The organism is Methylobacter sp. S3L5C (assembly GCF_022788635.1).
In the GTDB taxonomy this organism is placed as follows: Bacteria; Pseudomonadota; Gammaproteobacteria; order Methylococcales; family Methylomonadaceae; genus Methylobacter_C.
Map to the genome: position 1 here is coordinate 2,426,586 of NZ_CP076024.1, position 24,068 is coordinate 2,450,653.

At 43.4% G+C, this 24,068-nt stretch carries 18 protein-coding genes, 2 tRNA genes, 3 rRNA genes and 3 pseudogenes; 20 read left to right on the forward strand and 6 right to left on the reverse strand.

The window, feature by feature from the left end:
- Window positions 1-421 precede the first annotated feature (421 nt).
- The 4 genes and pseudogenes from KKZ03_RS21905 (at window position 422) to KKZ03_RS10805 (ending at window position 2,911) form a co-directional block, all read left to right on the forward strand.
- On the forward strand, window positions 422-859 hold the full coding sequence (locus tag KKZ03_RS21905; RefSeq protein WP_305852344.1) for a prepilin-type N-terminal cleavage/methylation domain-containing protein: 438 nt from the start codon (window positions 422-424) through the stop codon (window positions 857-859).
- 157 nt (window positions 860-1,016) lie between these two features.
- Window positions 1,017-1,256: pseudogene (locus KKZ03_RS10795) on the forward strand (transposase); the annotation flags it as partial.
- A 595-nt stretch (window positions 1,257-1,851) separates the two neighbouring features.
- Window positions 1,852-2,160, forward strand: coding sequence for a Uma2 family endonuclease (locus KKZ03_RS22020; RefSeq protein WP_371744707.1), 309 nt, complete (start codon window positions 1,852-1,854; stop codon window positions 2,158-2,160).
- A 385-nt stretch (window positions 2,161-2,545) separates the two neighbouring features.
- On the forward strand, window positions 2,546-2,911 hold the full coding sequence (locus KKZ03_RS10805; protein WP_243216883.1) for an exosortase system-associated protein, TIGR04073 family: 366 nt from the start codon (window positions 2,546-2,548) through the stop codon (window positions 2,909-2,911).
- A 125-nt stretch (window positions 2,912-3,036) separates the two neighbouring features.
- Here the strand turns inward: KKZ03_RS10805 and KKZ03_RS10810 are convergent, their stop codons facing one another.
- Window positions 3,037-3,705, reverse strand: coding sequence for a Bax inhibitor-1/YccA family protein (locus tag KKZ03_RS10810; RefSeq protein ID WP_243216884.1), 669 nt, complete (start codon window positions 3,703-3,705; stop codon window positions 3,037-3,039).
- 417 nt (window positions 3,706-4,122) lie between these two features.
- Between KKZ03_RS10810 and KKZ03_RS10815 the strand changes: the two genes are divergently transcribed.
- The 4 genes and pseudogenes from KKZ03_RS10815 to KKZ03_RS10830 all read left to right on the forward strand — a co-directional run bounded on the left by KKZ03_RS10815 (window position 4,123) and on the right by KKZ03_RS10830 (window position 8,266).
- Window positions 4,123-5,781, forward strand: a complete 1,659-nt coding sequence (locus KKZ03_RS10815) for an OFA family MFS transporter (protein ID WP_243216885.1) — start codon at window positions 4,123-4,125, stop codon at window positions 5,779-5,781.
- A gap of 80 nt (window positions 5,782-5,861) precedes the next feature.
- Window positions 5,862-6,188, forward strand: a complete 327-nt coding sequence (locus tag KKZ03_RS10820) for a hypothetical protein (protein ID WP_243216886.1) — start codon at window positions 5,862-5,864, stop codon at window positions 6,186-6,188.
- A 47-nt stretch (window positions 6,189-6,235) separates the two neighbouring features.
- Window positions 6,236-6,750: pseudogene (locus tag KKZ03_RS10825) on the forward strand (cytochrome c).
- A gap of 131 nt (window positions 6,751-6,881) precedes the next feature.
- A pseudogene (locus KKZ03_RS10830) lies at window positions 6,882-8,266 on the forward strand (cbb3-type cytochrome c oxidase subunit I).
- Window positions 8,267-8,326: 60 nt separating this feature from the next.
- Here KKZ03_RS10830 and KKZ03_RS10835 read toward each other — a convergent pair.
- Complete coding sequence (locus KKZ03_RS10835; protein WP_243216887.1) at window positions 8,327-9,103, reverse strand: pentapeptide repeat-containing protein; 777 nt, start codon at window positions 9,101-9,103, stop codon at window positions 8,327-8,329.
- A 323-nt stretch (window positions 9,104-9,426) separates the two neighbouring features.
- Between KKZ03_RS10835 and KKZ03_RS10840 the strand changes: the two genes are divergently transcribed.
- The 4 genes from KKZ03_RS10840 to KKZ03_RS10855 all read left to right on the forward strand — a co-directional run bounded on the left by KKZ03_RS10840 (window position 9,427) and on the right by KKZ03_RS10855 (window position 11,221).
- The gene (locus KKZ03_RS10840) at window positions 9,427-9,885 is read left to right on the forward strand and encodes a hypothetical protein (RefSeq protein ID WP_243216888.1); all 459 of its coding nucleotides are present in this window, start codon (window positions 9,427-9,429) and stop codon (window positions 9,883-9,885) included.
- A gap of 7 nt (window positions 9,886-9,892) precedes the next feature.
- On the forward strand, window positions 9,893-10,147 hold the full coding sequence (locus KKZ03_RS10845) for a hypothetical protein (protein WP_243216889.1): 255 nt from the start codon (window positions 9,893-9,895) through the stop codon (window positions 10,145-10,147).
- 138 nt (window positions 10,148-10,285) lie between these two features.
- Window positions 10,286-10,513, forward strand: coding sequence for a hypothetical protein (locus KKZ03_RS10850; protein ID WP_243216890.1), 228 nt, complete (start codon window positions 10,286-10,288; stop codon window positions 10,511-10,513).
- A 315-nt stretch (window positions 10,514-10,828) separates the two neighbouring features.
- On the forward strand, window positions 10,829-11,221 hold the full coding sequence (locus tag KKZ03_RS10855) for a hypothetical protein (protein ID WP_243216891.1): 393 nt from the start codon (window positions 10,829-10,831) through the stop codon (window positions 11,219-11,221).
- Between the two features lie 216 nt (window positions 11,222-11,437).
- Here KKZ03_RS10855 and KKZ03_RS10860 read toward each other — a convergent pair whose 3' ends face one another.
- A complete protein-coding gene (locus KKZ03_RS10860) occupies window positions 11,438-12,298 on the reverse strand; it encodes a sulfurtransferase (RefSeq protein WP_243216892.1) in 861 nt (286 codons plus the stop codon).
- A 4-nt stretch (window positions 12,299-12,302) separates the two neighbouring features.
- Complete coding sequence (locus tag KKZ03_RS10865; protein WP_243216893.1) at window positions 12,303-13,286, reverse strand: NAD(P)H-quinone oxidoreductase; 984 nt, start codon at window positions 13,284-13,286, stop codon at window positions 12,303-12,305.
- 79 nt (window positions 13,287-13,365) lie between these two features.
- Between KKZ03_RS10865 and argC the strand changes: the two genes are divergently transcribed.
- On the forward strand, window positions 13,366-14,415 hold the full coding sequence (gene argC, locus KKZ03_RS10870; RefSeq protein WP_243216894.1) for an N-acetyl-gamma-glutamyl-phosphate reductase: 1,050 nt from the start codon (window positions 13,366-13,368) through the stop codon (window positions 14,413-14,415).
- Window positions 14,416-14,481: 66 nt separating this feature from the next.
- Entirely contained in the window at window positions 14,482-14,814 is a 333-nt protein-coding gene (erpA, locus tag KKZ03_RS10875) for an iron-sulfur cluster insertion protein ErpA (RefSeq protein ID WP_243216895.1), read from the forward strand.
- Between the two features lie 179 nt (window positions 14,815-14,993).
- Here erpA and KKZ03_RS10880 read toward each other — a convergent pair whose 3' ends face one another.
- The gene (locus tag KKZ03_RS10880) at window positions 14,994-16,223 is read right to left on the reverse strand and encodes a peptidoglycan DD-metalloendopeptidase family protein (protein WP_243216896.1); all 1,230 of its coding nucleotides are present in this window, start codon (window positions 16,221-16,223) and stop codon (window positions 14,994-14,996) included.
- 184 nt (window positions 16,224-16,407) lie between these two features.
- Here KKZ03_RS10880 and tyrS point away from each other — a divergent pair, with 184 nt between their 5' ends.
- The 6 genes from tyrS (at window position 16,408) to rrf (ending at window position 23,473) form a co-directional block, all read left to right on the forward strand.
- Window positions 16,408-17,604 (forward strand): tyrosine--tRNA ligase, encoded by a 1,197-nt coding sequence (gene tyrS / locus KKZ03_RS10885; protein WP_243216897.1) that lies wholly within the window; start codon window positions 16,408-16,410, stop codon window positions 17,602-17,604.
- Between the two features lie 413 nt (window positions 17,605-18,017).
- A 16S ribosomal RNA gene (locus KKZ03_RS10890) occupies window positions 18,018-19,552 on the forward strand.
- Between the two features lie 68 nt (window positions 19,553-19,620).
- Window positions 19,621-19,697, forward strand: a tRNA-Ile gene (locus KKZ03_RS10895).
- A 74-nt stretch (window positions 19,698-19,771) separates the two neighbouring features.
- Window positions 19,772-19,847 (forward strand) — tRNA-Ala (locus KKZ03_RS10900).
- Between the two features lie 389 nt (window positions 19,848-20,236).
- Window positions 20,237-23,129, forward strand: a 23S ribosomal RNA gene (locus KKZ03_RS10905).
- Between the two features lie 228 nt (window positions 23,130-23,357).
- Window positions 23,358-23,473 (forward strand): 5S ribosomal RNA (gene rrf, locus KKZ03_RS10910).
- The 16S, 23S and 5S rRNA genes sit together here with 2 tRNA genes alongside, the layout of an rRNA operon.
- 119 nt (window positions 23,474-23,592) lie before the next feature.
- Here the strand turns inward: rrf and KKZ03_RS10915 are convergent.
- On the reverse strand, window positions 23,593-23,919 hold the full coding sequence (locus KKZ03_RS10915; protein ID WP_243216898.1) for a cupin domain-containing protein: 327 nt from the start codon (window positions 23,917-23,919) through the stop codon (window positions 23,593-23,595).
- Window positions 23,920-24,068: the final 149 nt, after the last annotated feature.

The following is a 24,068-nucleotide window of genomic DNA, read 5'->3' on the forward strand; positions in this document are numbered from 1 at the left end:
AAAGTATAGATGAGAGTCATCAATTTGGTAGGGTTTTTAAGTAGTATTTTTTGAGGGTTGTAATTTTTTCTGAGCTTGATTATTTTAGCGGCATGACTGTCAAAATAAAATATTTTCAGATGGACGCAATTAAATAGAATGTGCTATAAATTCAACTTTATTTTTCTTGAAAATTTGATTTGTTTTAGTAATGATACTAAAGGTTTAGTGCAAGAGCTTTTCCCATTGAAACATTAAGGATTGTTTTTTTCTTGAGCTTTTCGTCTATGCTCAGGAAGATTTTTTAAAAGAACATTCATGGAAATTATAGCGTAGATGTCCCCAAGTCAAACTTTACCTGGAATGATAATTTGCCGGAAAGTCCGGTAACATTTTTACCTTTATCAAGGTGTAATTTTTTTAACTTAAAGAGGATTTACTCATGAACACATTATCTATAAAAAAGGTACAACAAGGTTTTACCTTGATCGAATTAATGATCGTGGTTGCGATTATTGGTATTTTGGCGGCTGTGGCGATACCTGCGTATCAGGATTATGTTACCAAAGCTAAATATCAAGACATAGTTTCTGCGGCAGCAGCTGTTGAAACGGCCGTATCTTTATGTCTGCAAGAAAATGCTGGTGTTTTGGCTTCGTGTGATTCTGACGCTGAGGTTGGATTGACATCTATTACTAATTCAAAATATGCCGCTACCGCCTTAGCTATAACAACAGTCACTGCCGCTGTGACTGCAACGGCATCTGCGGAAGCGGGTGGTTATACCTATATCAACACTCCATCAGTTCCAGCCGGCCAGACACAAGTAGTGTGGACACAAAGTGGTACTTGTTTAGCAGCTGGGGTTTGCAAGCAGTAACGAATGCGGGACGAGGTTTCGAACGCGGGACGGGGTCTGCAACCCCGTCCTAAACGTTTGATGTTTACCGTTATTCAAAAAGTTTCGTTAGGAATGTATAGCTGTTTAGTTCAGGCAGGGTAAAAACGTAAGTGACGGAGTTGAAGTAGCGGGACGTTTTAATGGCGACAGTTATGTTGAATTTTTAAAACAACTGTTGGCTTATTACAAAGGTAAAATTATTCTGGTTGAAGATGGTGCACCTTATCATGCCAGTAACGTCGTCAAGGACTTTAAGTCAGCGAATGTCGACCGCTTGACGATTGAAAGGCTACCTGCATTTTCTCCTGACTATAATCCCATTGAAAAATTATTGAAAAATACCAAACGTGATTCGGACCCACATGAAGTATTTTAAAACCTTTGAAGATCTTTTTGATTCCGTTATAACGACTTTCAAAACGTATCTGCAAAATGCCAGTAAAGTGTTGTGTGTGATGAAAAAGATGCGCGTGGATTTTGCGACTACTGGGTAATGCCTACCGTGGGGAGCTGGAAATTGTTTATTTGAGGAACTATATGTTTAATCTTTCTTTACCCAATCAATCAGTAATCAGGTTTGGCAAGTTTTGTGCTTTTGTGGCAATACCCATCAAGTTTAATGAGCGACCCAATTAGAGTTTTTTTATCAATTGAGTCAAAAATTTTAGGCAGTAACATGGCAAAAATTACTAACCTTTCAAATTGGATTTAAACGGTACTTACAGTTATGCAGATTATTTAACGTGGCAATTTGACGAAACGGTCGAATTGATAAAAGGCAAAATCTAACTGATGTTGCCTGCACCGAATGTGCGGCATTAAAGTATTGTGACTGAATTAGGTGGGTATCTTACTCGTACTTTCATAAAAAATCCTGTAAATTGTTCTACGCGCCATTTGATGTGCGTTTATATAGCCAAAGAAAATAAATTCTTACCAATCAAGAAAATGTCGCGGTTTTTCAACCTGATTTGTGTGTCATTTGTGATGCCGACAAATTGGATAATCAGGGCTGCAACGGTGCGCCGGATTGGATTATTGAAATCTTGTCGAAGGGAAATTCCAAACGCGAAACCCAGGAAAAATATGCCTTATACCAGGAAAGTGGGGTAAAAGAATATTGGCTGGTTTACTCTTATGAACAATCGGTACATCAATTTTTTTTAAACGCACAAACAGAAAAATATGAGTTGATAGCCATGTATTTAGAAGAAGATAATGCCAGTCCGGTGTTGTTTCCTGATCTAGTAATTGATTTGGTTGAGGTATTGGCTGAGTGATTTTTCAGCATAACAGGCTTTTTAATTTGCGCTGAAGCTTGATAACTAACGTATAGATTCGGTTACTGTTATCGCCTAATCCAATCTCCTAAGCTTGCCTTTCATTTTAATAGTGGCTGGGCTTCATTTTAGCGACATTTCAGTGGCAAATTTGGGGGCATCAAATAATAAGGCTTAAGGAAACCATGATTATCATCAGTCGCTTGCTTAACTAAGCATTATTAAATTGATTGTTGTTCCCGGAGAGGAAGCTGTAAGGGAAATTTCTTGGTTGCAAACCATAAAAGCATTAGCCGAAAAAGAGGGCTTTTTTGTATTGTATTTGCAGTAGGATGAGGGTTTTGGATAAGATAGGTCTTCTAAATTTTATTGTATGGAATTATTGATGAAGCAGATGTTGAAAATATTACCTATTTTATTCGCGTTATTCTTTTTTATACCACATGTGGCAATGGCGAGAGATTACCCTACTATTGTTGGCGAAAAAGTGGCTACCGGTTTTGCCAATACAATTACCGGAGTAGGCGAAATTCCTAAAACCATTATGGTAATGAGCAATGAAAAAGGGCCTGTTTATGGGGCAACAGTAGGCTTTATGGTAGGTCTTGGACACACTTTGGGACGCAGTTTGTGTGGCGTTTTGGATTTGGTGACTTTTATTATTCCCACTGAGGCAATAGTTAAGCCTAATTATATCTGGGATCATTTTGACAGGGAAACCAGTTACAGTTCAACTTTTAAAATGCGCTAATAACCAACTTAAGACAGGTACATTCAGCGCTAAAGCAAAAGCGCTTGTCTGCTGAATGTACATGCTGACTTATCCAAATTATGCTTGTCGCTTTAACAGTCAATCAAACACAATTATTTGCTGTTTTAATTTCTGCCGTTAAATGCGCCCAGCAATTGCAATAAACTCAGGAACAAGTTGTAAATAGACACATATAAAGAAACCGTTGCCAGAATATAGTTGGTTTCACCACCGTTGACTATTTGGCTGGTTTGATAAAGGATCATACCTGACATCAGCAAAATAAACATGGCTGATACTGCCAGTGATAAGGCAGGGATAGCAAAAACGATTGCGCCAATACCTGCCAGAAAGGCGACCAGTACGCCAACCATCAAAAACCCGCCCATGTAACTAAAGTCTTTGCGTGTGGTTAATGCATAGCCTGAAAGCCCCATAAAAATAACGCCGGTACCGCCTAGGGCCATCATGATAAGCTCATGGCCATTACTGAAAGCTTGAACATACATGGATAAAATAGGGCCCAGTGTTAAACCCATAAAACCGGTTAAAGCGAAGACAAAAAGCAGACCTACTGCACTGTCGCTAAATTTTGCCGTTAAGAAAAATAAACCGTAAAAACCTACCAAGGTAACAATCATGCCAAAAGGCGGCAGATTAAGGTACATTGCCGCACCTGCGGTCATGGCACTGAAAATCAAGGTCATTGATAGCAGCATGTAAGTATTTTTTAGTACTTTATTGCTTGCCAGAATGCTTGCTTCCGGACGTGAAATAGCAGTATTTAATCGCATTTTAGTTAGATTCCTTAAATAAATGATTAACAAAACGGGCTTTGTGTAAGTCGGGATAAACCATTAAGAGTTAATCCAAAGTTGCCACTCAAGTTAAAAGCCAACGGGCAAAGAGACACTTAGATTCTACAAGAGTTTCATTGTCTTTGTAAGAAAACTTAAAACCAGCACTACGATTTAAGTGTTTGCATCGCTTAACAGACAGTGAAACTTTTATCAAAAAACGGGTTAAAAAATTATTCACCACGAAGGCACGAAGAAAAATATTCACATTTTTTTAATTGCGGTCACGCAGATTACTACCAAAGTGGTGGTTTATTTTTGTATCTTGCTTCCTGTTTAAACCTGGCAACAATGCAATCAGTGATCGTGCCACGTATAATTTATCGTTTAATTACTCAAAAACAAGCAGAAACCATGACTAAACCCTCAGTAAATTTTTTAGACAAGGAATGCACTATTGCCGGTCCGGGCTTCAATCGCTGGTTAGTCCCGCCAGCGGCGTTGGCAATTCATTTGTGTATTGGTATGGCTTATGGCTTCTCAGTTTTTTGGTTACCGCTTTCTAAAGCTCTCGGTATCAAAGACAGTATTGCCTGTGGTGCTGATGTCGGTTTTTTTCAGGAATTGTTTATTACCCACTGTGACTGGAATATTTCTACGCTGGGTTGGATGTACACATTGTTTTTTGTGTTTTTGGGTTCATCTGCATCACTTTGGGGTGGATGGTTGGAGCATGTTGGCCCACGTAAAGCGGCAGTAATCAGTGCCTTATGTTGGTGTGGCGGTATGTTGCTGTCGGCGTTAGGCATTTATTTACATCAGTTTTGGATAATGCTGCTCGGTTCGGGCGTCATTGGCGGCATCGGTTTGGGGCTGGGTTATATTTCTCCGGTGTCTACACTAATTAAATGGTTTCCGGATCGTCGTGGTATGGCAACCGGCATGGCCATTATGGGTTTTGGCGGTGGCGCAATGATCGGTTCACCGCTGGCAACGGCATTGATGAATCATTTTGCAACACCAACTGATGTGGGTGTTATGCAAACTTTTATGGTTATGGCGGTTATCTACTTCGTTTTTATGATAACTGGTGCCTTGAGTTATCGTATTCCTGCTTCCGGTTGGAAACCATTAGGCTGGACGCCTCGCATCGCCAAAAAGAACAATGGCATGATTACGCCGCATCATGTTCATGTTAAAAACATTTACAAGATTAAACAGTTTTGGTTGCTGTGGGCCGCCTTATGCATGAATGTTAGTGCCGGTATTGGCGTGATCGGGATGTCATCGCCCATGTTGCAAGAGGTTTTTGGCGGTCAATTAATTGGCGTCGCCAAAACCTACAGTGAACTGGATAAAACCGAACTGGCCGCGATTGCCGGTATTGCTGCAGGTTTCACTGCGCTGTTGAGTCTGTTCAATATCGGTGGCCGGTTTTTTTGGGCAACTTTGTCAGACTTTTTCGGCCGTAAAATGACCTTTATTATTTTTTTCGTGCTGGGCGGTTTGTTGTATATCAGCATTCCTGGCAGTGCCGATGCCGGTAACAAGCTGCTTTTTGTCGCTGCATTCTGCGTTATTTTAAGTATGTATGGTGGTGGTTTTTCGACGGCTCCCGCTTATCTCGCGGATTTATTTGGTACCCAAATGGTTGGAGCCATTCATGGTCGTTTGTTGACTGCCTGGGCAACGGCGGGGATTTTGGGGCCGGTGATAGTTAATTATATGCGTGATTATCAATTGAGTTTGGGTTTGCCACGTGAGCAGGTTTACAACCAAACCATGATGATTCTGGCCGGATTGTTAATGGCAGGCTTGCTGTGTAATTTGTTGATTCGCCCCGTGGCCGATAAGTGGTTTATGACCGCTAAGGAGCTGGCCGAAGAAAAACATCATGCTCGTGAAATAATAGCGGAGGAGGATGGACATTTTATAGCGGATAAAGAGCAGGGCAGGGACGCTATTAAACCCACGTCTAAGGTAATGGTCTGGTTAGCCTGGATAGTGGTTGTTATTCCCTTATCATGGGGAGTTTACAAAACCCTGATTAATGCAGCCAGGTTTTTTATCTAAGAGCCATTAATTTATTGTGGTATAGCGCCTGGCATTCACTTTACGCCGCTTTACATAATGGACATTCTGATGAATTACTCATGATTGAACCCGTCGCTTTGCAAGATTTTTTTATTACTTTTTTCTCTGCCGCTTTGATCATTCTGGCCGGTGCAAGTTACCCATTATTGTTTGCCTGGTCTAAAGTTAATCCAAATTGGCGTATTAAAGTTACTGCTTATCTGTCTTATTTTGTGTTGATACTCTCAGTAGCTGAATTAACATACGCAGCTCAATTTCACGGTTACTGGCTTACCATTTCTTTTGTGATGGTGACAGGCTATTTTTTTGCACCAATAGGTATCTGGTATTTGTGTGTTAAAACACATACCGATGATTTATCGACAACAACAAAGGATAGTCTATGAATGAAACACCCTTACGGGCTTCGGAATCATTCTGAAAAAAAACGGCAATATGGGTAACCGCAGGATCATTTTTGGTTTTAGTAGTGTTAACCATCGATTCATTAAGTAAAACCAGTGCGGGTAGTAAACGTGTCCCTGCCTACAGTGTTATTAACAAAAAAATCGATTATCAATAGAATAAGGATTTACATAAATCCATGCCGGTTATTGGTGAAAACGAGTTTTTATTTGGCAAGGAATATACGGAAGAAGAAGCGCGGCAATTAGTCGATTTGGGTAAAAAAGCCACATAAGCCAAAAACTGTATGAATTGCCATACTTTACTAGGTAATGGCGCTTATTACGCACCTGATTTAACTAAATCCTGGTTGGATAAGGGCTGGATTTCCAAAGAAATGCGCTGACATGATGGCCAGCTTTTTAATGCATCCCAAGAAAAATTCCCAATCTGGATATTACCGAACAGGAAGCGAAAGGTATTGTGGCCTTTTTGAAATGGATGTCGAGTATTGATACCAATGGCTTTCCTTATAACTTTAAAACCATTAATGCGGAGGAATGAGCATGACTACAAGCCGATCAAATGGGGTCATTCAGAATGTGGTTACTTTATGTGAGAAATCACAAGCCTGTTTCGGTAACTTTAAAGCCTGGGTGCAATTAGATAGTAGTCATTTAAGTGACGGGTAACAACTGGCCGTTAAATATTTTACCGTTGCGGTTATTTTGTTTTTGCACAAATTTTATTTGGCTTGTTGGCAGCGACATAATTTATCTACCCCGGCTTTCTTTACGAAATTCTGGATTTCAATGCCAACCGCATGTTACACATCAACGCCATGATTGTTTGGATGTTGTTTGGCTTTATGGGCTGCGTTTATTGGTTTCTTAAAGATGAGAGTGGCACTGAAATTGTCGGCTTAAATTTGGGTAATATCGCTTTCTGGGTATTTATTGCTGCGGTTATTCTGATAGTGCTGGTGTATTTGTTGGTACAAATTGGCCTCGGCAAGGATTCCAGTCTTTGGTTTATTAACTAAGGTCGTGAATATATTGAAGCGCCACGTTGGGCCGATATCGACATTGTCATTGTGATACCGATTTTTTTCTATAACGTTGTTGCAACTTTTAGTAAAGGTAAATGGTCGGGTATTGCCGGCGTTTTAACGCCAGATTTGGTGGTTTTGGCGGGATTATATGTCGCCGGAATGTTTTATATGGCCAATATTACCCACGAGCAATACTGGTGGTGGGTCATTCATTTGTGGGTTGAAGCAACCTGGGAAGTGCTGGTCGGCGTCATTATGGCGTGATCATTGATCAAACTACTGGGGGGTAGACGTAAAATTATTCAGACCTGGCTATATATTGAAGTCGCCTTGATGTTTGGTTCGGGTATTTTGGGTTTGGGACATCTTTATTTTTGGATTGGTACACCGGAATACTGGTTAATCATCGGTGGTTTTTTCTCGGCTCTTGAACTTATTCCACTGGTCGCCATGATGGTTCATGCAGTTTATGATTCCGGTAGACACGCCTTCAAAAACGGCAATCCCCCGGCATTGGCCTGGATTATCGCTCAAGCTTTTGGTAATTTTTTTGGTGCCGGTGTGTGGGGGTTTATGCATACCTTGCCACAAATTAATATCTACACGTATGGAACACAGTGGTCGGCATCCTATGGTCATTTGGTATTTTTTGGTGCCTATGCCACGATTAATATTGCCTTCTTTTATCTGGCTATTCAACATTGGCGTGGTGACGTCTGGATTGGTGGTGGTAGTCAAAATGCCTGGCGCTGGAAATGGGCTTTAGGCTTGCTCAATGGCGGTGTGCTGGGGATGACCATTGCGCTATTGATTGCAGGTTACGAACAATCATTTATAGAGCGTGCCGTCGAAGGCTCAACTTGGTCGGGATATTTTACCGCACAAAATCATCCGTCATTTCAAAGTGCGATGGTCTGGCGTTTATTTTTTGGTGGCGTAACATTTGCCGGATTTATCTTGTTGGTTTGGGATTTACTTACGATAGGCAAAGGCGAAACCAGAAAAGCACAGGAGATTGTTGAAAGTTAACTGATTCAGGTTAAAGGTACAATGTGCGTGTTTTAGAGTTTGCACCCTGTGTCTTTGTCATCAATCAATAATCGCTTTGTCCACATTTTTGGCAGAACTCAAACCTTTTAACTTCGATTTATCCTTAACACCCGCAAATTTGGTGCCCGCCAGATCCGCTCCAGAAAAATTGGTATCTTCAAGTGAAGTTCCTGTCAAATCAGCACCTGACAAATTAGCTCCTGAAAAATCTGCGCCGGAAAGGTCAACGCCAAAAAGCACGGTATTTTGCAGATTTGCTCCCGAGAAGTTGGCAAAGCGCATTAAGGCACGGTCAAAATTGGCATCGGAGAGATTGGCTCCCGAGAAATTGACATTATTCAGACTTGCTCGCATCAAACCCATTGACTGGTTTTTCATATCTGCTCCCCAGTTGGCGTGTGCGAGATTAGCATGAGATAAATTGGCTCGATCCATTATGCCAATAAATCGGCTATTACTTAAATTGGCATTGCTCAAATTTGCCCCACCGACATGCACCGCAAAAATACTGGTATTGGATAGGTTGGCATTTGAAAAGTCGACTTTCGATAGTACCGATAAATCCAGATTCACGCCGGATAACTCACTATTGCTGAAATTGGCACGGCGTAAATCCGAGCCCCACAAATCGGCCAATTTAAAGTCTAAACTTGATAAATCCAGACCGGTTAAATCCTTTCTGCGTAGGTCGGCGAGATGGGTTTTATCTGCTTTGGCGAGACGTTGTTCTACGGTTGACCGATCCAGATCGGCAGCCGGTGCCGACAGACAAAAGAACGCAGTTAATAGTCCTGCCCAGTGAAAATGAGTTTTCATATAGTTGCCTTTAAGTCGGTCAATAAAATCGTTCACCAATAATAAACTGGCGGTTAGCTAAATACTTCGGACAGTTTTGATTTGATTAAAATTAGTTTGGAAGCATCCAGCGTGGGAAGATGTAGTCATCGACGATAACAGCCCAACACATCAAAGGCCCCAATGTACTTAATAGAACCCATTCTGCAGCAAATGTCCAGTGTAGCAAAACCGCAGCGTAAATTTATGTCCATCTTGCTAACAACCCTGACTTATCTGCCGGGACGGGTAAATTTCCGAAATCTTGGCCGTTATAGTCCTTTGAATGAAAAAATCTTTTCGAGATGGTTTCGTCGCTCGTTCGATTTTGTTACACCAGCGATGAAGGTCAGGAGCAACAACAAGGGCAGGATGAATTTTCTGGCGAAGATGCTCGCGGCCTGGACACCGAAGGCGCATCGAAAACCGGAAGCGAGGAAAAAGCACCGACCGAGGCAGACGAGACACAGCTAACCAACCAGCAAGATGAGGCAACAAACGACAAACGGAAAGCGGCCAAACAACTGGGGATGCCCGACTACGGAAGCGAGAAAAAGATAGAAGTCACTGCAGAAGCGCATTATTATCCGGAAAATTGCGTACGCTGTGACCGTGAATTGAAGCCAGATACCGCGAAAGCCTATACCGCCTTTGAAACAGTTGATGTTGAGTGGGCTGATCCGAACACGCCCGGTATCCATTTGACCAATACCAAACACACCTATTATGAAACGATTTGCACCTGTGGGCATTGTACACAATAAAGATTTTATGAGTGTCAAAGAAATGCAAGTTAACAATGCGGCTAATTTCTCCATGTTCATGGTCACTTTTTCACCGTTTTTATCGGCAAAAATAGAGGCAACCAACAAGGGCAGTATGCTGGATTTGAAAGCCATCTTCAGAACCCGAAAATACACGCAGCGGATTATTAATTCGCTGGACAAAAATGATGACACATTTTTAATCGACGACCGTATCTTCCAAGCCGCAGAAATTAACAGGATTCATGCGAGAGCGGCCTAATTTTTGGCGAAGGTATTGAATTCATTATCTATTTATTATGAACTCAAAAAAATTCTATGAAAAAGTCACTTACATTAGTCAAATTAATTGCAATTGTTGCCGTGTACTCAATTTCATCTTACGCTTTTGCAGATGACCATGACCATGACCATGACCATGATCATGGACACCATAGATATCATCAATACCAGTCTGAAGAAAGAAGATATTACCAAGAGCGTCAAGATCCACGCTCTCATCAAGGCTTGGCAGGTGTTGTCGTCGGTAGTGTTGGGTTGCGAGCTTGGCAACGGAGATCCGTTAGCTAGCGGACTTGGTGCTGCGGCGGATTCTTTTCTTGGTAACGGGATGTCTGGAGGAAGATAATTCGATCAGCTGAAGCCGTGTAAGATCAATTCGAATTTTACGCGATGATAAGAGTGCTATTTTTGGGCTTTATATTGGCAAGAATTACTATCGATATTTTGTTATCCCAATAAATGTGCCAATGCCTTAAGTATATTAAGCTGGCATCATCGATTCAATATTGTTATCAGTAGCTTATGAAAAATTAACGAATCTTTGTTTATATTAAGCATTCATTCATATTTAGGCAGTAATAATGGCCTCCAAAGTTTATAACTAAATGATTTAATTTTGTTGATATATCAGTAGTATTAATTACTTATCCAAAGGAATCTAATGAAAAAATTATTTTTTTTAATTCAGTTAACGGTCGCTGTAGTAACCTATTCAGCTATTTCTTCTGCTGATGATCATCATGGACGGGGAGGCTACGGTTATGATCATCATGATAGAGGGCATCATGGGCATCATGGCCACCACCGTGACCACTATTATCCGCAGCCTCAAGTGAATTATTATTATGCCGAACCTCAAGTTCGTTATTATCCGCAACCTCAGCCTTACTATCCCCAACAACCCCAGTATTCAGGCTATGACCAGCGATCTCACCAAGGCTTGGCTGGAGGTGTAGTAGGTAGTGTTTTGGGTTACGAAATGGGTAACGGTAATCCCGTTGCTGCGGGACTCGGTGCCGCTGCAGGATCTTATATAGGTAATGGGCGGTGGTAGGCGATAAGTCACTGTCGTTTTTGGAAAAACCTTTATTTACAGATCTTGATCTTACCTGAAAACTGGAAAAGGATAAGTCAGTATTGAGATTGCCGAATAGCGATATGTTTCATCTCGATAATTTTTAAGATTGGACCAATAAGATCAGTGACCGTATACGGGTAATTCCCTATACGGTGGTTGATCTTTTTTCGTTGTTACGACCACATCTTTGGTTTATTTATTTTTTGCGTTATCTGTCATTATCATCCGATTTTTGTCCTTGATCCATTCACTCCATGAGCCTGCATAAATTTTGGAGCCACTTAATCCGGCGTGTTCCATTGCCAGTAAGTTATGACAGGCGGTTACGCCAGAGCCGCAATAATGAACCACTTGTTCAGGATCGATTGTGCCGATAAGATTTTTAAATTGGTGGTGTAATGAGTCGGCTGGTAAAAACAAGCCATTGTTGTCAATATTTAATTGGAAAGGGCGGTTTAATGCGCCTGGAATATGGCCTGCAACCGGGTCTATGGGTTCTTGCCCGCCACGATATCGTTCGGGTGTTCTGGCATCAATCAGGCATATTGTTTTTCTTGCGAGACTGTTTTGGATTTGTGAAGCTTTTAGCCAAGAATTGGTGTTTAAATATGGCCGGAAAGTATTAGGTTTTATGGTTGGTAATGTAGTGGTTATCGAAAAGCCTTGTTGTTGCCAGCATTGACTGCCGCCATCCAATACTGCGACTTTATCATGCCCCAAGCAGCGTAATAACCACCATAAGCGTCCTGCAAAAGCACCGCCTGCATCATCATAAACGATGACTTGGGTGTCATTAGTAATCCCCCATGCTCCCAGTTTTTTTGCCAACAGCGTAAAGTCGGGGAGTGGATGTCGTCCGGTAAAGTCAGTTATAGCTGATGACAGATCATTGTTTAAGTGAGCATAGCGGGCATGGGCTATATGGCCGTGGCGATAAGCATGGCTACCTGCATCATTATCGACCATAGAAAATCGACAATCCACAACGACCCATTTAGGGTTTTTAAGTTGTTGATTTAATGTGGCTGCGGAAACAAGTGTGGTGTAATTCATCTCGTTAATTCTCTAATATTATTTTACCGATATGTTGACTGGTTTCCATTAATTCATGGGCTTTGCCTGCGTCTTTGAGTGCAAAGGTGACGTGAATAATGGGTTTTATTTTTCCGGTTGCCAATAAAGGCCATACTTTTTGATGTAATTTTTGGGCGATGTCGGCTTTAAAATCATCGTCTCTGGCTCTTAATGTTGATCCAGTTATGGTTAGCCGTTTTATCATAAGAGATAGCAAGTTGATTTCAGTTTTCGCGCCGTTTTGAATGGCGATTTGCACGAGTCGGGCATCGAATGCCATACATTGTAGGTTACGTGGGAAATAATCACCGCCTATCATGTCGAGAATGACATCGACACCTTTAGTATCTGTAAGCCGATTGATTTCTTTAACAAAATCTTGTTCTTTGTAATTAATGACGGCATCTGCGCCAAGTTCCAGACAACTGTTACATTTAGCGTCAGAGCCTGCCGTGACAATGACTTTAGCATCAAACGCCTTGGCAAGTTGTATGGCTGTTGTACCGATGCCGCTGCTGCCGCCATGTACCAACAATGTTTCGTGTGGCAGTAGTTTGGCGCGATCAAATACATTACTCCAAACAGTAAAAAAAGTTTCAGGTAATGCCGCTGCCTGAATAAAAGACAAGCCTTTGGGGATCGGTAAACAGTGTGATGCAGTGGCCAGACAATATTCGGCATAACCACCGCCTGTCACTAAAGCACAAACGGTGTCGCTTGGCTTAAGATGGGTAACCATCGCGCCCGTTGCGACAATGGTTCCTGAAATTTCTAATCCTGGTGTATCAGATGCACCCAAAGGCGCAGGATATAAGCCTTTACGTTGCATAATATCGGGCCGATTAACACCAGCAGCGGCTATTTTAATTAATACTTGATGATTCGCCGGTGTGGGAATAGGGCATTCGGTCAGTTTTAAATGACTATTAACTATTTTAAAGGCCTGCATAGTGTCCGGAAGTTTCATAAGTGAGTACTGTAAAAAGTTGGATGCGGTTATTATATGCCTCAGTGATTTTCATAAACAATGTGTAATAGGATAAAAAATGATTCGTGCAGGTATTGTCGGCGGAACAGGTTATACGGGTGTTGAATTATTGCGGATTTTAGCTTTGCATGCAGAGGTTGAAGTGGCAGTCGTGACTTCACGTGCAGATGCGGGCTTAAGGGTGGATGCTTTATATCCGAGTTTGCGGGGCACTATTGATGTCGCTTTTAGTTTGCCGGATATTGAAACCTTGTCTCAATGCGACGTGGTATTTTTTGCAACACCCAATGGTACCACTATGTTAATGGCTGAGCAGTTATTGGGGCGAGGTATTAAGGTGATTGATCTTTCGGCGGACTTTAGGCTAAAAGATGCGCAAGAATGGAGTCATTGGTATGGTATGGAGCACGCCTGTCCTGATTTGATAAGCGAAGCTGTTTATGGTTTGCCTGAAGTGAATCGTGAGGCGATTAAACAAGCGCAATTAATTGCTTGTCCGGGTTGTTATCCTACAGCGGTGCAACTGGGTTTTTTACCGCTGATTGAAAACGACTTGATAGATATCAAGCATTTAATTGCGGATGTTAAATCCGGTGTTAGTGGTGCCGGGCGTAAAGCCGAGTTGGCTACTTTAATGAGTGAAACAGGCGAAAGTTTTAAAGCCTATGCGGTTAATGGCCATCGGCATTTGCCAGAAATTATACAGGGTCTTACGTTTGCCGCTAAAGAACCGGTAGGTTTGACTTTTGTGCCGCATTTGCTTCCGATGATACGCGGAATTCATGCGACTTTATATGGGCAATTTGTTACTCCGGCAGAAGGCGGAATTACCTTGGCCGATATTCAAGTCTTGTATGAGCAACGCTATCGTCATGAAGTGTTTGTAGATGTCTTGCCGCAAGGGTCCCATCCCGATACACGTAATGTCCGCGGTAGTAATAACTGTCAGATTTCAATTCATCAGCCGCAAGGTAAGCAAGTTATTGTGATTTTGTCAGTGATTGATAATTTGGTTAAAGGGGCTGCGGGGCAAGCCGTTCAAAATATGAACCTGATTTTTGGGTTGCAAGAAGACGCAGGTTTGAAGATAATTGCCTTGTATCCATAAATCTTGACTATAAAGCTGGGTATAGTCATAATTAAATTATGTTTAACGCAGAGAGTGTTTTATTTTATGGCTAATCCAATTATTTTTACTGATAGCGCTGCTTCTAAAGTGAGCGAATTAATTGCCGAAGAAGGTAATGATAACCTGAAGTTACGGGTTTATGTTTCGGGCGGTGGGTGTTCAGGATTTCAATATGGTTTCACCTTTGATGAAGAGGTCAATGAAGATGATACCAGTGTTGAAAATGGTGGTGTTACTGTGCTGATTGATTCAATGAGTATTCAGTATTTAGCGGGTGCTGAAGTTGATTATAAAGAAGATGTATCAGGTGCGCAATTTGTTATTCGCAACCCGAATGCAACAACTACTTGTGGTTGCGGCTCTTCTTTTTCTGCTTGATGTAAGTTAAAGGGGCGACGGAAAAGTTGCCCTTTTTTAATGCGGGATTATTTGAATTTAAAGCCGTAAAAAGTTGTTATTGACAGTTTATATGAATGTTTGATTATTTAATGAAGAAGGCCAGATACTTTCTTGAAGGCATCTGGCCAGATGCTATTAAATTGTAGAGTAATTTATGATTAATCGTACTGGTTTTTAGCAAATAACGATTGTGCTTTGGTTTTATTCAGTTCAGCTAAAGTGAGTCGGGATTGTGCTTTAAAGTGAGCCAGTATTCCTGCATGTAGCGGTAATGACTGTGCCAGATTAAGTGTTTCCGGGTTGCGATGAATACCGTCAACACGGAATTCATAATGTAAATGCGGACCGGTTGCCAGACCGGTTTGGCCAACGTAACCAATAACGTCACCTTGCTTCACCATATCCCCACTGCCAAGACCTTTTTTAAAATTAGCAAGATGTGCGTAAAGCGTTTCATAGTGATCGCCATGTTTGACTATCATTACTTGTCCATACCCACCTTTGTTACCACAAAAAATAATTTCACCATCTCCTGCTGATTTTACCGGAGTTCCTGTTCTTGCGGCGTAATCAACACCTTTATGCGCTCTAATTCGGTTAAGTATGGGATGCTTACGATTCGTATCAAAGCCGGAGCTGATGCGTACATAGTCAACAGGCGTACTTAAAAAAGATTTACGCATCGGTTTGCCTTCAGGGCTGTAGTAGTTGATTTGCCCTTCGCTATCCTTATATCTGACAGCGGTTAATATTCTGCCTTGATTAACAAATTCAGCGGCAACGATGTAGCTATCGGATGAGTTATCGCTTTGCTCATAAACAACGGTGAATTGATCACCTCGATGAAGATTTGTGGCAAAATCGATGTCCCAAGCAAAAATATTTGTGAGTTGAAAAATTAACTCCTCTGATAATCCTGCTTGTTGCCCTGCCGAGGATAAGGATGAATTAATTGTACCGTGAACGCTGGTAATATGACTTGGCGCTTCATCGGTTGCATCGGTTGAGTGGTCAACAAGATTATCTTGATTGTGTGGCGTTATAAGGGTGTGAATGCGTTCATTATTCTCAGTGGGCTCTAAAAATAAGTCATCTTGGTGATTAGCCAGGTAAGTGTTTTCAACTGAAAGTGAAAGTTGTTTTCGGGTTGTTACCTGTTGCGCAGTGTATATGGACCGTAGCTTTGGTTTGGCTTTGTTATTGGAGGCTTTAATTAGCTGTTTTTCGGTCGGGTGTTTTTTACGGTTGGGTGTATGCTTGGAAGTGGATTTGACGCTCTTGGCAGAAGCGCGAGCATGTTTGTTATGGGTAGGTTTGGCGTAACTAGTCGTGGCTGTAAAAGCTAAACCTATCCACAGTAATAAGGAGATATAAAATTTATTTTTCACGATATATGGTTAAGTAGTTGGAATTTATTCAAAACAGGAATCCTAAATTTTCACTGAAAATCATTTTAAGGGATTTTTGAAGGATTTACTAATTTACCGGCATTATAAAAATATTTATGCAGTCGATCTGATCATTAATTCTATAATGATCTGATTTATTAACGATTAAATTTGGAGAACTAAATTGCAAGAGGACGTATTGGCAAGCCTTCTAAGAGGCACGGATGAGGTTTTAATTAAACAGGAGTTAATTAAAAAGCTGGAAGAAGGTCGACCTTTGCGAATCAAGGCGGGTTTTGATCCGACCGCTCCGGATTTACATTTAGGGCATACCGTGCTTATTAATAAATTAAAACAGTTTCAGGATTTAGGTCATGAGGTGCTGTTTTTGATTGGCGATTTTACCGGGATGATTGGTGATCCCACCGGGAAAAATATCACCCGTAAGCCATTAACCCGGGATGAGGTTATTGATAACGCAAAAACGTATGAAGAGCAGATTTTCAAAATCCTGGATCCCGCTAAAACATTGGTCATGTTTAACTCAAGTTGGATGAATGCAATGTCATCAGCAGATTTAATTCAGCTGGCAGCCAAGCATACCGTTGCAAGAATGTTGGAGCGAGATGATTTTAGTAAGCGCTTTAAGGGGGGACAACCGATTGCCATTCATGAGTTCTTGTACCCATTAATACAAGGCTATGATTCCGTAGCCATGAAAGCCGATGTGGAGTTGGGTGGTACCGATCAAAAATTTAATTTGTTGGTTGGGCGTCAGTTACAAGAAGTTTTTGGGCAAAAACCACAAGTTGTTATTACAATGCCCCTTCTTGAAGGCTTGGATGGCGTGCAGAAAATGTCTAAGTCACTTAATAACTATATAGGTATAGCCGATGCTGCTGATGATATGTTCGGCAAATTAATGTCCATATCTGATGAATTAATGTGGCGATATTTTGAATTGTTAAGTTTTCGTCCAATGACGGAAATTAAGTTATGGGCGCAGGAGTGCGAGCAAGGTGCAAATCCCCGCAACTATAAAGTGAAATTGGCTCAAGAAATTATAGAAAGATTTCATGATGTCGCTGCTGCCAATAAGGCGCTGGAAAATTTTGAAGCCAGATTTCAGCGTGGAGCAATGCCGGATGAAATGGATGAGTTGGAATTAAAAGCCGAGGGCAGTAGTTATTTTATTGCCAATTTATTGAAGGATGCCGGATTAACGAGTAGTACCTCTGAAGCAATTAGATTGATAAATCAAGGTGCTGTAAAGATTGACGGAGAAAAGGTTTCTGATCCAAAGCTTGAGATATCAGTCAATGCCGAAAATGTTTATCAGGTAGGAAAGAGGAAGTTTGCACGAGTAAAAATAACCGCTTGACGGTACTGATTGTGACTATGTAATGTCCTGTTGTTTCGGGGCAGTGACTCCGCAAGGGCAGTAAGTTTTACGTTAATGTTAACGTGGAGGTTGACAAGTTGGCCTGGTAGGTTATAATTGCCGGCTTCTTCGGGGTAAAGCAGTTTGGCCCTGAAGCAGGACAGCAACACGCAATGTCGACAAGGGGTTGACAAACCGAATCCGCTCTGTATAATTGTCGGACTCAACGGTGCTGCGGCACCAACGCTCTTTAACAACTTGATCAAAATAATTTGTGTGGGTACTTGTGGTGATTGTTAGGCTGTTAAAAAATAATCGACACAGGAACAACACATTAAGAAGTAATTTTTAACGTTTAGTTTTGTAGTCGAGCCAAGATTGGCTACTCGTCTTATTGAGTGGCAAACTGATTTAAACTGAAGAGTTTGATCATGGCTCAGATTGAACGCTGGCGGTATGCTTAACACATGCAAGTCGAACGGTAACAGGCCTTCGGGCGCTGACGAGTGGCGGACGGGTGAGTAACGCGTAGGAATCTGCCTTATAGTGGGGGACAACGTGGGGAAACCCACGCTAATACCGCATACGCCCTACGGGGGAAAGGAGGGGATCTTCGGACCTTTCGCTATGAGATGAGCCTGCGTTAGATTAGCTAGTTGGTAGGGTAAAGGCCTACCAAGGCGACGATCTATAGCTGGTCTGAGAGGACGATCAGCCACACTGGGACTGAGACACGGCCCAGACTCCTACGGGAGGCAGCAGTGGGGAATATTGGACAATGGGCGAAAGCCTGATCCAGCAATACCGCGTGTGTGAAGAAGGCCTTAGGGTTGTAAAGCACTTTCAATTGGGAGGAAAACCTGCCGGTCAATACCCGGTAGCTTGACATTACCTTTAGAAGAAGCACCGGCTAACTCCGTGCCAGCAGCCGCGGTAATACGGAGGGTGCGAGCGTTAATCGGAATTACTGGGCGTAAAGCGTGCGTAGGTGGTTCGTTAAGTCAGATGTGAAAGCCCTGGGCTCAACCTGGGAACTGCATTTGAAACTGGCGGACTAGAGTTTAGTAGAGGGGAGTGGAATTTCAGGTGTAGCGGTGAAATGCGTAGATATCTGAAGGAACACCAGTGGCGAAGGCGACTCCCTGGACTAAAACTGACGCTGAGGTACGAAAGCGTGGGTAGCAAACAGGATTAGATACCCTGGTAGTCCACGCCGTAAACGATGTCGACTAGCCGTTGGTCCTATTTACAGGATTAGTGGCGCAGCTAACGCATTAAGTCGACCGCCTGGGGAGTACGGCCGCAAGGTTAAAACTCAAATGAATTGACGGGGGCCCGCACAAGCGGTGGAGCATGTGGTTTAATTCGATGCAACGCGAAGAACCTTACCTACCCTTGACATCCAGAGAATCTGTTAGAGATAGTAGAGTGCCTTCGGGAGCTCTGAGACAGGTGCTGCATGGCTGTCGTCAGCTCGTGTCGTGAGATGTTGGGTTAAGTCCCGTAACGAGCGCAACCCTTGTCCTTAGTTGCCAGCGGGTAATGCCGGGAACTCTAGGGAGACTGCCGGTGATAAACCGGAGGAAGGTGGGGACGACGTCAAGTCATCATGGCCCTTATGGGTAGGGCTACACACGTGCTACAATGGCCGGTACAGAGGGCTGCGAACTGGCGACAGTAAGCAAATCCCAGAAAGCCGGTCTTAGTCCGGATTGGAGTCTGCAACTCGACTCCATGAAGTCGGAATCGCTAGTAATCGCGAATCAGAATGTCGCGGTGAATACGTTCCCGGGCCTTGTACACACCGCCCGTCACACCATGGGAGTGGGTTGCAAAAGAAGTGGGTAGTCTAACCTTCGGGAGGGCGCTCACCACTTTGTGATTCATGACTGGGGTGAAGTCGTAACAAGGTAGCCCTAGGGGAACCTGGGGCTGGATCACCTCCTTACAAAGATGGTCTATCGTCATCATGCGTATCCACAACAAATTATTTTGATCAGACGCAGTATGAGCCCAGGGCCTGTAGCTCAGTTGGTTAGAGCGCACCCCTGATAAGGGTGAGGTCGGTGGTTCGAGTCCACCCAGGCCCACCACCTCGCCGCAAGGTAAGCGTGATGTGGCCCGGGGATGTCAGTAAGCAGCAGCGCAAGCATAAGCAAGACACATTGGGGCTATAGCTCAGCTGGGAGAGCACCTGCCTTGCACGCAGGGGGTCAGCGGTTCGATCCCGCTTAGCTCCACCAATTCTATAACGTTTCGATTCACTTAAGAATCAGCAGAGACCTTATAGAATTGGTGTATTTATTGAATACACGAATAGCTCTTTAACAATTTGGAAATCTGTAACAACGTAATCTTGATCTGTAAAGGTGACAGGATTACGCAACGAGTTCGCGTACACAGACGAAGTCAGCGGATAGTAACAAGACTTGGCCGATTAAGCAATTAATCAGCCAAGCTGGCTACTAAAGCGCAACCACAGAGTAGCACGCGAATGAGTTCTCAAAAACAGAAAAAAGCGATTAAGAAAGCTGATCGGTATAACACGTAACGATGTTAACCGGCTAACCCGCCAACAGAAAATACCCTGTTGACGGGCTAACCGGCGAAAACAGACTTATTGGGGTTATATGGTCAAGTGAATAAGCGCATACGGTGGATGCCTAGGCAGTGAGAGGCGATGAAGGACGTTGTAGCATGCGATAAGCCGCGGGGAGTTTGCAAACTAACCCTGATCCGCGGATTTCCGAATGGGGAAACCCGGCCAACATCAGTTGGTCACATTACAGTGAATACATAGCTGTATTGAGCGAACCCGGAGAACTGAAACATCTAAGTACCCGGAGGAAAAGAAATCAACCGAGATTCCCCTAGTAGCGGCGAGCGAACGGGGATTAGCCCTTAAGTTGTATAGTTGTTAGTGGAACAGTCTGGAAAGTCTGGCGATACAGGGTGATAGCCCCGTACACGAAAACGCTATACAGTGAAAACGAGTAGGTCGGAGCACGTGAAACTTTGACTGAACATGGGGGGACCATCCTCCAAGGCTAAATACTCCTTACTGACCGATAGTGAACCAGTACCGTGAGGGAAAGGCGAAAAGAACCCCGGAGAGGGGAGTGAAATAGATCCTGAAACCGTATGCGTACAAGCAGTGGGAGCACCCTCGTGGTGTGACTGCGTACCTTTTGTATAATGGGTCAGCGACTTAATCTCAGTGGCAAGCTTAACCGAATAGGGGAGGCGTAGCGAAAGCGAGTCTTAATAGGGCGTTTAGTCGCTGGGATTAGACCCGAAACCGGGCGATCTATCCATGGCCAGGCTGAAGGTGAGGTAATACTTACTGGAGGGCCGAACCCACGTATGTTGAAAAATGCGGGGATGAGCTGTGGATCGGAGTGAAAGGCTAATCAAGCTCGGAGATAGCTGGTTCTCCTCGAAAGCTATTTAGGTAGCGCCTCGTGTATAACTGTTGGGGGTAGAGCACTGTTTCGGCTAGGGGGTCATCTCGACTTACCAACCCGATGCAAACTCCGAATACCAACAAGTTTGAGCACGGGAGACACACGGCGGGTGATAAGGTCCGTCGTGGAAAGGGAAACAGCCCAGACCGTCAGCTAAGGTCCCAAAATCTATGCTCAGTGGGAAACGATGTGGAAAGGCCCAGACAGCCAGGAGGTTGGCTTAGAAGCAGCCATCCTTTAAAGAAAGCGTAATAGCTCACTGGTCGAGTCGGTCTGCGCGGAAGATTTACCGGGGCTAAGCATAGTACCGAAGCTACGGGTTCATCTTTTAGATGAGCGGTAGAGGAGCGTTCTGTACGCCTGCGAAGGTGAACTGAGAAGTTTGCTGGAGGTATCAGAAGTGCGAATGCTGACATGAGTAACGATAATGGGGGTGAAAAACCCCCACGCCGAAAACCCAAGGTTTCCTGCGCAACGCTAATCGACGCAGGGTTAGTCGGTACCTAAGGCGAGGCTGAAAAGCGTAGTCGATGGAAAGCAGGTTAATATTCCTGCACTAGTAGTAACTGCGATGGGGTGACGGAGAAGGCTAGGTCAGCTGACGGTTGGAAGTGTCAGTTTAAGCGAGTAGGGAGGGTTCTTAGGCAAATCCGGGAACCTCTATTCTGAGACGTGATGACGAGACTCTCCTCGGAGAGACGAAGTGATTGATGCCATGCTTCCAAGAAAAACCTCTAAGCTTCAGGTTACTAGTAGCCGTACCCCAAACCGACACAGGTGGGTGGGATGAGAATTCTAAGGCGCTTGAGAGAACTCGGCTGAAGGAACTAGGCAAAATGATACCGTAACTTCGGGAGAAGGTATGCCCTTGGTAAGTGAAGTCCCTTGCGGATGGAGCTGAAGAGGGTTGCAATAAAATGGTGGCTGCGACTGTTTAGCAAAAACATAGCACTCTGCAAACTCGGAAGAGGAAGTATAGGGTGTGACGCCTGCCCGGTGCTGGAAGGTTAATTGATGGGGTTATCTTCGGAGAAGCTCTTGATCGAAGCCCCAGTAAACGGCGGCCGTAACTATAACGGTCCTAAGGTAGCGAAATTCCTTGTCGGGTAAGTTCCGACCTGCACGAATGGCGTAACGATGGCCACACTGTCTCCAGCCGAGACTCAGTGAAATTGAAATTGCGGTGAAGATGCCGTATACCCGCGGCTAGACGGAAAGACCCCGTGAACCTTTACTATAGCTTGACACTGGACTTTGAATCGATTTGTGTAGGATAGGTGGGAGACTTAGAAGCCGGAACGCTAGTTTTGGTGGAGTCAACCTTGAAATACCACCCTGGTTTATTTGAAGTTCTAACCTGGATCCATTATCTGGATTGGGGACAGTGTCTGGTGGGTAGTTTGACTGGGGCGGTCTCCTCCTAAAGAGTAACGGAGGAGCACGAAGGTACCCTCAGCCTGGTCGGAAATCAGGCAATGAGTGCAATGGCATAAGGGTGCTTGACTGCGAGATAGACACATCGAGCAGGTACGAAAGTAGGTCATAGTGATCCGGTGGTTCTGTATGGAAGGGCCATCGCTCAACGGATAAAAGGTACTCCGGGGATAACAGGCTGATACCGCCCAAGAGTTCATATCGACGGCGGTGTTTGGCACCTCGATGTCGGCTCATCACATCCTGGGGCTGAAGCAGGTCCCAAGGGTATGGCTGTTCGCCATTTAAAGTGGTACGCGAGCTGGGTTCAGAACGTCGTGAGACAGTTCGGTCCCTATCTGCCGTGGGCGTTTGAGATTTGAGGGAAGCTGCTCCTAGTACGAGAGGACCGGAGTGGACGAACCTCTGGTGTTCCGGTTGTCATGCCAATGGCATTGCCGGGTAGCTACGTTCGGACAGGATAACCGCTGAAAGCATCTAAGCGGGAAGCCCCTCCCAAGATGAGATCTCACTGGGACCATGAGTCCCCTGAAGGGCCCTGGAAGACTACCAGGTTGATAGGCACGGTGTGGAAGCGCAGTAATGTGTGAAGCTAACGTGTACTAATTGCCCGTGAGGCTTGACCATATAACACCCAATCAGTTTGGGCGAGTTATACGCCGGGACGGTTAGCAATAACTGTTCTGGCCAGCCGATTATCGCTAATCACTGTAAAAAAGAACACAAAAAAAGCAGCAAAAAGTTAGTTGATATGAAGCTAACCAAAAAAGTGTTACAGATTTCCAGCGTTGTGTTTAACCGCACAGCGAAGACCGTCGACAGGCAAATAAAATAGCCTGAGGCGACACCAGTTTGCTTGGTGACCATAGCGAGCGTGAACCACCCGATCCCATCCCGAACTCGGAAGTGAAACCGCTTAGCGCCGATGATAGTGTGGCAGTTTGCCATGCGAAAGTAGGGAATTGCCAAGCGCTTAAATTAAAAACCCAAGATAATCTCTTGGGTTTTTTTTTGCCGGTCAGTTTGATGTTGCTTCATTAGGGCTAAAGTTATTTTTTCAGTATTAAAATACTTTAAATATGTTTTATTTTTATAAGTGAATAGCTAACCAGATGGTATTAAAATCAGGAAGCGTCCATTCCACCCTGTGTCGTGTATGTGCAGGGATTAATAAATAATCTCCAGGGATCATTGTTACCAAATGCTGATTTTCTTCGAAAAGTAATTTTGCCTGTCCTTGAAGCAGTATTACCCATTCATCTCCCGTTTGATCATACCATTGTCCGGCATCTGTAACATGGCCATTGGAAACAATACGTTCAATATGAATATTATCTTGTTTAATAATAGATTCAAAGAGTTCTTCCGGTAATTGCTCAGGAATATTGGCAAAAATATTAGCAGAAACAAGGTTCATTTTATTTATTAATTTAATTGAGAAGGTATATATTTTCAGGGTCACTGATTACAATATGAGTCATATTGTATAATGATAATTTATATATACTATATCCCGTCTGTTTATACGCAGCGGTTTAAAAAGGCTTAAGGGAGTAATAAAATCAA